The organism is Streptomyces globisporus (assembly GCF_003501885.1).
Lineage (GTDB): Bacteria > Actinomycetota > Actinomycetes > Streptomycetales > Streptomycetaceae > Streptomyces > Streptomyces globisporus_D.
The window spans coordinates 1-10,906 of sequence record NZ_QWFA01000204.1; the positions used below are offsets into that span (position 1 = coordinate 1).

Here is a 10,906-nt window from a genome sequence, read left to right on the forward strand (position 1 = left end):
CGCCCAGCATCCGCATCACCAGGATCGCGGGCGGGGCCCGCGATCGTCGTCTCGTATCTGATCGCGGGGGCGCTCGCGATGCTGGTGATGCGGATGCTGGGCGAGATGTCCGCCGCGATGCCCGCCTCCGGTTCGTTCTCGGTGCACGCGGAACGGGCGCTCGGGCGGTGGGCCGGGTTCAGCGTCGGCTGGCTGTACTGGTTCCTGCTGGTGGTGGTCCTCGCCGTGGAGGCGACGGCGGCCGCGCAGATCGCCCACGGCTGGGTGCCGGGCGTCGAACCCTGGGCGTGGGTGCTGCTGTTCATGGTGGTGTTCACCGTGGCGAACCTGACGGCGGTGAAGAACTTCGGCGAGTTCGAGTTCTGGTTCGCCTCCCTGAAGGTCGGCGCGATCGTGGTGTTCCTGGTGCTCGGCGGGCTGGCGGTCTTCGGCCTGCTGCCGGACACCGACCCGGTCGGGATGACCAACCTGACCGGCCGGGGCGGCTTCCTGCCGAACGGCTGGAGCGGGGTCGTCTCCGGGGTGCTGACCGTGGTGTTCGCCTTCGGCGGGCTTGAGGTCGTGACCATCGCCGCCGCAGAGACGGACGACCCGGCGCGTGCGGTGGGGCGGGCGGTGCGCAGCGCGGTGGTGCGGATCCTCTTCTTCTACGTCGGCTCGATGCTGGTGATCGTGACCGTGCTGCCGTGGACCGCGCAGCAGGCCGGGCTGAGCCCCTATGTGAAGGTGCTGGACGCGATCGGGGTGCCGTCGGCCGGGCAGATCATGAACATCGTGGTGTTCGTGGCGCTGCTCTCCGCGCTCAACGCCAATCTGTACGGCTCCTCCCGGATGATCTTCTCGCTGGCGGAGCGGGGGGAGGCGCCGCGCGGGCTGCTGAAGGTCTCGGGCGGGGCCCCGAAGAGTGCCGGTTCCGGTGGCTCCGGCGGTTCCGACGGCTCCTCCGGTCAGGCGGGCGGCGTGCCGAGGCGGGCGGTGCTGGCCTCGGTGGCCTTCGGTTTCGTGTCCGTCCTGCTCAATCTGATCTGGCCCGACACGGTGTTCCTCTACATGCTCAACTCGGTCGGCGCGGTCCTGCTGTTCGTCTGGGCGCTGATCGCCGCCTCCCAGCTGCGGCTGCGCGCCCGGCTGGAACAGGAGGCCCCCGACGCGCTCGCGCTGCGTATGTGGTGGTTCCCGTATCTGACCTGGGTGACGCTGGCCGGGCTGCTGGGTGTGCTGCTGCTGATGCTGACCGACGACGCGGCCCGGCCGCAGGTGCTGTGGTCGGCGGGGGCGACGGCGCTGGTGCTGCTGGTGGCGGTGGGGCGCGAGTGGCGGGAACGCAGAGCCTCTCGGGAGCCCTCGGCGTTTACCGATCGGTAGGCGCGTGTGCACCTTGTGTGAGCCTGGTGACCGTATAGCGGACAGTCATTCCGTGTGAGCGGTACGGATGCTCAGACTGTGGGTTCGTCCCCTTGTCTCAGCTAGCGAACAGAGCTCGTCCATGCCTCGGACCTCCGCGTCTCCCCCCACCGCCGGCTCCGCGGCCCCCGCAGGGCCTTCGGCGGACTCCGCGCTCACCCACGGCCTCAAGCAGCGCCACCTCTCGATGATCGCCCTCGGCGGGGTGATCGGCGCCGGGCTCTTCGTCGGCTCGGGCGCCGGGATCGCCGCCGCCGGACCCTCGATCATCATCGCGTACGCCATATCCGGGCTGCTCGTCATGATGGTGATGCGCATGCTCGGCGAGATGTCGGCCGCCAACCCGGCGTCCGGCTCCTTCTCCGTGCACGCCGAGCGGGCGATCGGCCCGTGGGCCGGGTTCACCGCGGGCTGGTCCTTCTGGTTCCTGCTCTGCGTCGCCGTGGGTCTGGAGGGCATCGGCGCCGCGCAGATCGTCAGCGGCTGGCTGCCGGGGACCCCGGAGTGGGCCTGGGTCGCCCTGTTCATGGTGATCTTCCTCGGGACCAACCTGGCCGCCGTGAAGAACTTCGGCGAGTTCGAGTTCTGGTTCGCCGCGCTCAAGGTCATCGCGATCACGCTGTTCCTGGTGCTCGGCCTGCTGGCGATCTTCGGCGTGCTGCCCGACACGGACGCGCCGGGACTCACCAACCTCACGGGCGACGGCGGCTTCCTGCCGAAGGGCATGGACGGCTTCATCATCGGACTCCTCGCCTCCGTCTTCGCGTACGGCGGTCTGGAGACCGTCACCATCGCGGCGGCCGAGTCCGAGAACCCGGTGCAGGGTGTCGCGAAGGCGGTCCGTACGGCGATGTGGCGCATCGCGGTCTTCTACATCGGCTCGATGGCGGTCATCGTCACGCTGGTCCCCTGGGACGACCCGAAGGTCGCCGAGGTCGGCCCGTTCTACGCGATGCTCGACCACCTGGGCGTCGGGAGCGCGGCGCAGATCATGAACGTGGTCATCCTCATCGCGCTGCTCTCCGCGATGAACGCCAACATCTACGGCGCGTCCCGGATGGCCCGCTCGCTGGTCGCCCGCGGCCAGGGCCCCTCGGTACTCGGCAAGATCTCCTCCGGGGTGCCGCGCAACGCGGTGATGTTCTCCTCGGTCTTCGGGTTCCTGTGCGTGCTGCTCAGCTACTGGCGTCCGGACGACGTCTTCCCCTGGCTGCTGAACATGATCGGCGCCGTGATCCTGGTGGTGTGGATCTTCATCGCGGTCTCGCAGCTGATCCTGCGCCGGCGCACCGAGCGGGAGGCACCGGAGACGCTGGTCGTCCGGATGTGGTTCTTCCCGATCGGCACGATCGTCGCGCTGGCGGCCATGGTGGGCATCTTCCTGCTGATGCTGCGCCAGCCGGACACCCGTGACCAGCTGCTGGCCACGGGGGCGCTGACGGTGGTGCTGATCGGCCTCGGCCTCCTGCGGCAGCGGCGGCGGGGCGACGAGGGTGCCGACGACGGCACAGGCACGGGGGCCGGCACCGCGGCCGAGATCCCGGCGCAGCGGAAGTAGTTCCCGCCCAGCCGTACGGCTGCGGTTCCCGCACAGCTCCCGCACGGCCTCTACGAACGCCGGGCTCCTCCTCGTACGATCGGGGCGGAGCCCGGCGTTTCGGCGTTTTCGGCCTCTCGCGTTCCGGTGCCGGGGCCCGGCGCGGCGCGCATCCGTGGCCGACAGGACATCGCAGGGCCGGGCGCCGTACCCCGGGCCGTCACCCGTTCTCGCTTCCGTGATGGCTCACCCCATCCGAGGAGCCGTCATGTCCGTTGCCCCCAGGCGCCGTTCGATCCTCCTGGCCACTGCCGCCGTCACCGCCGCGGCCTCCGCCCCGGCCGTCGCCGCCCCCGCCGTGGACCGTCACCCCCACCGTCCGTCGGGGCCCCTGGTCATCGGGCATCGCGGGGCGGCGGGCTGGCGGCCCGAGCACACCGCCGACGCGTACACCTATGCCGTACGGGCCGGGGCCGACTGGATCGAGCCGGACCTCGTGCCGACGAAGGACCATGTCCTGGTCGTGCGGCACGAGAACGAGATCGGCGGGACGACGGACGTCGCCGACCGCCCGGAGTTCGCGGACCGCCGCACCACGAAGACGGTCGACGGCAAGGCGGTGACCGGCTGGTTCACCGAGGACTTCACCCTGCGGGAGCTGAAGACGCTGCGCACGGTGGAGCGGCTGCCGCTGGTCCGGAACCGCAACACGGTCTTCGACGGGCGGGGCCGGGTGCTGACGTTCCAGGAGGTCGTGGACCTGGCCCGGCGGCTGTCGCGGGAGTCGGGCCGGCGGATCGCGGTGTTCCCGGAGACGAAGCACCCGACGTACTTCCGCTCGATCGGGCTGCCGCTGGAGGAGGAGCTGATCCGGGTGATCCGCCGCAACCGGCTGACCGCCCGCGACTGTGTCGTCCAGTCCTTCGAGCCCGGCAGCCTGCGCCGGGTGGCCGCCGCCCGCCTCGGCCTCCCGCTGTGGCAGGCACTGGGCACGAGCGGCGGCCCGTACGGGCACGGGATCACCTACCGGGACATGATGACCCCGGCCGGGCTGCGCGAGATCGCCTCGTACGCGCAGTGGATCGGCCCGGACAAGTCCTCGCTGGTCCCGCCGAACACGCTGCTGGCGGACGCCCACGCGGCGGGCCTGAAGGTGGGCGCGTACACCTTCAGGGCGGAGAACCAGTACCTCCCGGCCGCGTACCGCCGGGGCACCGACCCCAACGCCTTCGGCGACGCGTTCGCCGAGTACGCCTTCCACTACGAGCAGGGCGTGGACGCGGTGGTGACGGACTTCCCGGACATCGCGGTGCAGGCCAGGGAGGATCTGCGGGGGTAGGGGCGGCTCGGGTCCTAGGAGCCTGCGTCAGTAACGGGCAAATGGGGTGGTGCAGCCGTAGATCAGCAGGCGCACCATCAGGCGCGGATCGTAGGGCGGGAAGCCGCGCTCCTCGCCGCCGCCGGACCACCCCGCGGCTGCTGCTTCTCGACCGGCTCGACCTCGAACAGCCCATCCCCACCACGCATACCGGCATTATTCAGCATGAACACCCGCGAACCGAGGGTGAGCCGCCGGGTGATGGTCCGCGCTCAATCTCCTCGCTTGTCCCATGGCTCTTCGCGGTGGACCACCGACTTGGTCAGGCTGTCTGGGAGCGGAAGCTGTGGCCCAGTTCGGGGCCGAGTCCGTAGTAGTGGCGAAAGTTGTAGATCAGCGGGCTCCACGCGGCTGGGTCGATGTGCTGGGAACCGGAAACGACGATCCGGGGATCAGCGTGCACCTTGAGCACACGGGCTTCGACGATGAGGAACTCTCCAGAGGCATCGGGTTGCGCCCGGGCAACGCGGGCTTCCAACTGCATCGGGCATTCCGCGACGCGAGGCGGCCGAACCAGCTCGGAGGGCTGAGGCCGCAAGCCGGCGGCGGCGAACTTGTCCGGCTCGAAACGGAAGGAACCACGTTTGCCCACGGGTACCGGGGTGCGCCCGGTCAGCGGCGCCAATCGTTCTACCGCCGGCCACTGTGTGGGCGCGGGGAGGTTGACCACCAGATCACGGCGGCTGCGGAGATTGTGCGCGGTCTGTCCATCAGCGCCAAGCCCGAGGACGATCACGTGGCCCAGAGCCCAGGCCGAGGACATCGGCGCAAGATTGAAGGAGCCGTTCTCGTTTTCTGTGGAGAGCAGCACGACCGGCGTTCCGAAGTACAGGATGCTCGGCGTGACGGTCACGTGTTCGGAGGACAGATCGGTGGGCGCGCTGCTGGGCGTAGCGGTGTTCATGGGGCCGACCGTAGACCTGCGATCCTTCGGCGGCCGCCGAAGGATCGCAGGGAGACAATGGACAGCGATGAACAGCCATGACGCTCACGTCGAGGGCCCTGACCTGGCCGCCCTGGCCGCACTGCTGGCCGACGGCACCCGGGCCAGCTTCTGCCTGGCCCTTCTGGACGGCCGTGCATGGACCGCGATCGAGTTGGCGCGGTATGCCGGAGTGGCCGCCTCGACGGCGACTGGGCACTTGAACCTCCTGGTCAGCGGAGGACTGCTCACACAGGAGCGCCAAGGCCGCCATCGCTACGTTCGCCTGGCCGACCCCGACACGGCCGAACTGATCGAGAAGCTTGCCTCGATGGCGCCTCGACGCGCCGATCCGCCCCGCTCGCTGCCCGCTGCCAACCGCAGCCGGGCGCTGGCCCGCGCCCGCACGTGCTACGACCATCTCGCCGGCGCTCTCGGAGTCGCGATCACCGAGGCGATGACCGAACGGGGGCTGCTGGACTGGGAGCAGGGGCTGACTCTCACCAGCGACGGGACCACCTGGCTTGCTGAACTCGGCATCGCACAACCGCCCGCCACGCGACGCCCGCCGGTTCGCTCGTGCCTGGACTGGACAGAACGCCGCCCCCACCTGGCCGGCGCCGTCGGCGCCGCCCTATGCCGTCACACCTTCGACGCCGGCTGGATCACTCGGATCGGCACAAGCCGCGCCGTCGCTCTCACCGACACCGGCAAGCGCGCGCTCAAGGACCACCTCGGTCTGGTTGACGAGACGCAGACTCCGGTCAGGTGATCACCAGCCCCCTGAGCCGGACACTACGGCTACCCACGTTTCAGGCGACACAGCCAGTCTTCCGTTACTGACCCACGCTCCTAGCCGACGTCTCCCGTACCACCGCCCGTCGGCGTCGCGCCGGGCCGCTCCCCGCCGGGACGGACGGGGCCGGCCGCCGCGCGGATGCTCTCCCGCGCGGCTTCGGCCACCGCGTCGGGCGTGATGCCGAACTCCTCGTACAGGCGCTGGTACGCGGCGGACGCGCCGAAGTGCTCCAGGCTGACCATGCGGCCCGCGTCGCCCACCACGTCCCGCCAGCCCTGGGCGACGGCCGCCTCGACGCTCACCCGGGCCCGGACATCGGGCGGCAGCACCACGTCCTGGTAGGCGTACGGCTGGTCGGCGAACCACTCGCGGCAGGGCATCGAGACCACCCGCGCGTCGACCCCGTCGGAGGCCAGCAACTCCCGTGCCTCCAGAGCGATGTGGACCTCGGAGCCGGTGCCGACGAGGATGACGTCGGGAGCGTCGCCGCGACTGTCGGCGAGGACGTATCCGCCCCGGGCGGCCCCCTCGGCGGAGGCGTACGCGCCCTCGCCGTCGCCCCGCTCCAGGACCGGCAACGGCTGCCGGGTCAGGGCGAGTCCGGCGGGACGGTCGTGGTGCTCCAGGACCGTGCGCCAGCAGACGGAGGTCTCGTTGGCGTCGGCGGGCCGTACGACGTCGAGGCCGGGGATCGCGCGGAGGGCGGCGAGTTGCTCGACGGGCTGGTGGGTGGGGCCGTCCTCGCCGAGGCCGATGGAGTCGTGGGTCCAGACGTAGGTGACCGGCAGCTTCATCAGGGCGGCGAGGCGGACGGCCGGGCGCATGTAGTCGCTGAAGATCAGGAACGTACCGCCGTAGGGGCGGGTGAGGCTCTGGAGCGCGATGCCGTTGAGGATCGACCCCATGGCGTGCTCGCGGATGCCGAAGTGGAGCGTGCGGCCGTACGGGTTGCCGGGGAATTCGCCCGTCTGCTTGGACTCCGGCACGAAGGACGGCTCGCCCTCCATGGTGGTGTTGTTGCTCCCGGCGAGGTCGGCCGAACCGCCCCACAGCTCGGGCAGCACGGGGGCCAGCGCGGTGAGCACGTCGCCGGAGGCCTTGCGGGTGGCGATGCCCTTGGGGTCGGCGTCGAAGACGGGCAGGCTGTCGGTCCAGCCCTCGGGCAGTTTCTGTTCCCGCAGCCGGTCGAGGAGGGCGGCGCGCTCCGGGTGGGCGGCGCGCCACACCTGGTAGCGGGGCTCCCAGGCGCGGTGGGCCGAGGCCCCGCGCTCGACGACCGCGCGGGCGTGCTCCAGTACGTCGTCCTCGACGGTGAAGTCCGCGTCCGGGTCGAAGCCGAGCAGCCTCTTGGTCGCGGCGACCTCGTCGTCGCCGAGCGCGGAACCGTGGGCCTTGCCGGTGTTCTGCTTGGTGGGCGCGGGCCAGCCGATGATCGTGCGCAGCAGGATCAGGGAGGGCCGGCCGCTCTCGCTCTTCGCGGCCTCGACGGCGGCGAGCAGGGCGTCGACGTCCTCGACGTAGTCGCCGGTCCGGGTGAAGTCGACCGTCTGGACGTGCCAGCCGTACGCGGCGTAGCGGGCGGTGACGTCCTCGCTGAAGGAGATGTCGGTGTCGTCCTCGATCGAGATGTGGTTGGAGTCGTAGAAGACGATCAGATTGCCGAGCTCCTGGTGTCCGGCCAACGAACTGGCCTCGGACGTCACGCCTTCCATCAGATCGCCGTCGGAGGCGACGACGTACACGTGGTGGTCGAAGGGGCTGGTGCCGGCGGGCGCGTCGGGGTCGAGGAGCCCGCGCTCCCGGCGGCCCGCCATGGCCATGCCGACGGCGGAGGCCAGCCCCTGGCCGAGCGGCCCGGTGGTGATCTCGACGCCCCGTGTGTGGCGGTACTCGGGGTGGCCGGGGGTGGTGGACCCCCAGGTGCGCAGCGCCTTGAGGTCGTCCAGCTGCATCCCGTACCCGCTGAGGTAGAGCTGGATGTAGAGGGTGAGGCTGGAGTGGCCGCAGGAGAGCACGAAGCGGTCCCGGCCGATCCACTGGTCGTCGGCCGGGTCGTGCCGCATCACCTGCTGGAACAGCAGGTACGCCAGCGGGGCCAGGCTCATCGCGGTGCCCGGGTGACCGTGGCCCGCCTTCTGCACGGCGTCGGCGGCCAGCGCCCGCACGGTGTCGACGGCGCGGACGTCGAGCGGCCCCCAGCCCCCCGCCTCGGCCAGGGGCGGGGCCAGTCGTGGATCGCGGCCACGGTCCGGGCCGTCCGTCGCTTCGGGGGCGTTGGGGCGTGCCATCAAGTCCTCCTGATCGGTGGGGCGGGCGGCGAGCGGCGCACCTGCGGTCCCCCGAACCCGAGCCGCCCGGCTGCGTGGCCGGGTCCCCCGGGAAGCGGCGTCCAAACCTGGGCGCCTGCGGGGAGGGGCAGGCGAGAAGATGGAACGCCTTTATAGCAAGAAAAGGGAGGATAATAGGACACCTGACGACGAGGAGTCCCAGCAATCCAACCCCACCGCGCACCGCTCCTTCCACCCGGACGCCTACGCCCCGGAGCCGGACAGGCCCCGCAAGAAGCCGACCGAGGAGGAGAAGCGTGCCTTTCTGGAGGGCACCACGCCGGAGAGCGCCACCAGCCGCGGCGAGGGCCGCGGCAAGGACTCCGACATGCGCGACACCGGCCGACGGGGCAGGTCCGGGCGCCACAGCGGCGAGAAGGACGCGTCCGCCCACACGGGCGTCGACCCGCAGGAGCGCAAGGGCAGCGACCCCACGCACCGAGCCACCCACCCCACGACGCGGGTCCGGCCACCTCCCCCGGCCGGGCCCGCTCCGTATGCGCCGCCCCGCCCGGCCGCGCCGCCGGTCCCAGGCCGAAGGGCTGATCACTTCACGGACGATCCTGCTGTTAGCCTGCTTCCAGATTGCTCCTGCATATAGGTTGCAATAACAACTGTACGGCATTCCCAGCAGTCGGAGGGTTCGAACCATGGCCACGTACACGCTCCCGGAACTCCCGTACGACTACGCGGCGCTCGAACCGGTCATCAATCCGCAGATCATCGAGCTGCACCACGACAAGCACCACGCCGCGTACGTCAAGGGCGCGAACGACACCCTGGAGCAGCTGGAAGAGGCCCGCGACAAGGAGGCCTGGGGAGCGATCAACGGCCTCCAGAAGAACCTCGCGTTCCACCTCTCCGGCCACATCCTGCACTCGATCTACTGGCACAACATGACCGGCGACGGCGGCGGCGAGCCCCTCGCGGCGGACGGCGTGGGCGAACTCGCCGACGCGATCACCGAGTCCTTCGGCTCCTACGCGGGCTTCAAGTCCCAGCTGACGAAGGCCGCGGCCACCACCCAGGGTTCGGGCTGGGGCGTGCTCGCGTACGAGCCCGTCAGCGGCAAGCTGATCGTCGAGCAGGTCTACGACCACCAGGGCAACGTCGGCCAGGGCTCGGTCCCGATCCTGGTCTTCGACGCCTGGGAGCACGCCTTCTACCTGCAGTACAAGAACCAGAAGGTGGACTTCATCGAGGCGATGTGGCAGGTCGTCAACTGGCAGGACGTGGCCAAGCGTTACGCGGCGGCGAAGGAGCGCGCGGACGTGCTGCTGCTCGCTCCCTGACGTGACGCCGACACACCACAGACGTCCTGCCTCGTGATCGTCTTCTCAACCTTCACCACGGCAGGCGGATGAACGGAGAGCCCCCGCGAGGACGTGACTCGCGGGGGCTTTCCCATGGCGCCTCATTAGCTGTTTAGCTCATGTGCTAAACATGCATACATGGAATCACCCGCCGTTCCGTCCGACGACGAGGCCAGCGCCTTCCGCGCACTCGCCGATCCCACCCGCCGCCAGATCCTGGAGGACCTGCGGGGCGGCGAGCTGGCCGCCGGGGAGATCGCGAGCCGGTTCTCGATCAGCGCCCCGTCCATCTCGCGCCACCTGGGCGTACTGAAGGGGGCGGGGCTCGTCACCGAGCGCCGGGACGCCAACCGCATCCTCTATTCGCTCGCCGAGGAGCGGCTCGCCCTGTGCGTGGGCCGCTTCCTCAGCACGGTCTGCCCCGAGCAGATCGTCCTCCGCAACACCAAGTGGCGCTCCGCGCCGGAAGGCGACGCCCCATGATCAGACCCCGGCTGACCAGCGTCATCGAACGCCGCCTCCTGGTGAACTACCGGGTGGACCCGTACGTCGCGGCGGCCCTGCTGCCCGCGCCGCTGCGCCCCCAACTGGTGCACGGCCAGGCGGTGGCCGGAATCTGCCTGCTCCGGATCGGTGGCGTCCGCCCCGCCTGGGCCCCGGCCGCGACCGGGCTCACCAGCGAGAACGCGGCGCACCGGATCGCCGTCGAGTGGGACGGCCCGGACGGCGTCGAGCGGGGCGTCTACATCCCGCGCCGCGACACCTCCTCCCGCCTCAACGCCTTCGCGGGCGGCCGGATCTACCCGGGCGAGCACGGCCGCGCGGACTTCACGGTGCGGGAGGACCCCGACGTCGTACGGGTGGCCTTCGCGACCCGGGACGGCGAGGTGGAGGTGGACGCCACCGTGGAGCCGGCCGGGGAACTGCACGGCAGCGGCCTGTTCACGGACCTGGCGGAGGCGTCGGAGTTCTTCCGCCGGGGCAGCCGGGGCCTCTCCCCGCGTGCCGGAGGCGGCCACCTGGACGTCCTCGAACTCTCCACGGACGCCTGGAAGGTGACGGCGGGCCGTCCGCGCCACGTACGCTCCTCGTTCTTCGAGGACCTGGACCGCTTCCCGCCGGGCAGCGCGGTGCTGGACAGCGCGCTGGTGATGCGGGGCGTGGCGGCGGACTGGTCGCAGGGGGAGCCGTTCCGGGTGGGGTGCGGGGCGGGGGGGGTGGCGGCG

General features: G+C 70.9%; 9 protein-coding genes. 7 read left to right on the top strand and 2 right to left on the bottom strand.

Annotated elements, in window-relative coordinates:
* The 3 genes from D3105_RS28530 to D3105_RS28540 all read left to right on the top strand — a co-directional run.
* Positions 1 to 1,365: amino acid permease (locus D3105_RS28530; RefSeq protein ID WP_133305715.1), on the top strand; the 1,365-nt coding region annotated here is incomplete at its 5' end.
* A 121-nt stretch (positions 1,366 to 1,486) separates the two neighbouring features.
* Entirely contained in the window at positions 1,487 to 2,962 is a 1,476-nt protein-coding gene (locus tag D3105_RS28535; RefSeq protein WP_118905848.1) for an amino acid permease, read from the top strand.
* A 247-nt stretch (positions 2,963 to 3,209) separates the two neighbouring features.
* The gene (locus tag D3105_RS28540) at positions 3,210 to 4,280 is read left to right on the top strand and encodes a glycerophosphodiester phosphodiesterase family protein (protein WP_118905849.1); all 1,071 of its coding nucleotides are present in this window, start codon (positions 3,210 to 3,212) and stop codon (positions 4,278 to 4,280) included.
* Between the two features lie 301 nt (positions 4,281 to 4,581).
* On the opposite strand, the gene D3105_RS28545 is transcribed toward D3105_RS28540, so the two are convergent.
* Positions 4,582 to 5,223, bottom strand: coding sequence for a flavin reductase family protein (locus tag D3105_RS28545; RefSeq protein ID WP_118905850.1), 642 nt, complete (start codon positions 5,221 to 5,223; stop codon positions 4,582 to 4,584).
* A gap of 67 nt (positions 5,224 to 5,290) precedes the next feature.
* On the opposite strand from D3105_RS28545, the gene D3105_RS28550 reads away from it, so the two are divergent.
* A complete protein-coding gene (locus D3105_RS28550; protein WP_118905851.1) occupies positions 5,291 to 6,013 on the top strand; it encodes a helix-turn-helix domain-containing protein in 723 nt (240 codons plus the stop codon).
* 80 nt (positions 6,014 to 6,093) lie between these two features.
* Here D3105_RS28550 and tkt read toward each other — a convergent pair whose 3' ends face one another.
* Entirely contained in the window at positions 6,094 to 8,328 is a 2,235-nt protein-coding gene (gene tkt, locus D3105_RS28555) for a transketolase (protein ID WP_118905852.1), read from the bottom strand.
* Between the two features lie 689 nt (positions 8,329 to 9,017).
* On the opposite strand from tkt, the gene D3105_RS28565 reads away from it, so the two are divergent.
* The 3 genes from D3105_RS28565 to D3105_RS28575 all read left to right on the top strand — a co-directional run.
* Complete coding sequence (locus D3105_RS28565; RefSeq protein WP_118905853.1) at positions 9,018 to 9,659, top strand: superoxide dismutase; 642 nt, start codon at positions 9,018 to 9,020, stop codon at positions 9,657 to 9,659.
* Positions 9,660 to 9,818: 159 nt separating this feature from the next.
* Positions 9,819 to 10,163, top strand: a complete 345-nt coding sequence (locus tag D3105_RS28570; protein WP_118905854.1) for a metalloregulator ArsR/SmtB family transcription factor — start codon at positions 9,819 to 9,821, stop codon at positions 10,161 to 10,163.
* The coding region (locus D3105_RS28575; protein ID WP_118905855.1) for a DUF2071 domain-containing protein at positions 10,160 to 10,906 on the top strand (747 nt) is incomplete at its 3' end. The genes D3105_RS28570 and D3105_RS28575, both read left to right, overlap by 4 nt.

What these genes read in the sequence shown, in the direction of transcription:
- D3105_RS28545 (WP_118905850.1), bottom strand. Translation starts at nt 5,223, where the DNA reads ATGAACACCGCTACGCCCAGCAGCGCGCCCACCGATCTGTCCTCCGAA.
- D3105_RS28535 (WP_118905848.1), top strand. Translation starts at nt 1,487, where the DNA reads ATGCCTCGGACCTCCGCGTCTCCCCCCACCGCCGGCTCCGCGGCCCCC.
- tkt (WP_118905852.1), bottom strand. Translation starts at nt 8,328, where the DNA reads ATGGCACGCCCCAACGCCCCCGAAGCGACGGACGGCCCGGACCGTGGC.
- D3105_RS28570 (WP_118905854.1), top strand. Translation starts at nt 9,819, where the DNA reads ATGGAATCACCCGCCGTTCCGTCCGACGACGAGGCCAGCGCCTTCCGC.
- D3105_RS28540 (WP_118905849.1), top strand. Translation starts at nt 3,210, where the DNA reads ATGTCCGTTGCCCCCAGGCGCCGTTCGATCCTCCTGGCCACTGCCGCC.
- D3105_RS28550 (WP_118905851.1), top strand. Translation starts at nt 5,291, where the DNA reads ATGAACAGCCATGACGCTCACGTCGAGGGCCCTGACCTGGCCGCCCTG.
- D3105_RS28565 (WP_118905853.1), top strand. Translation starts at nt 9,018, where the DNA reads ATGGCCACGTACACGCTCCCGGAACTCCCGTACGACTACGCGGCGCTC.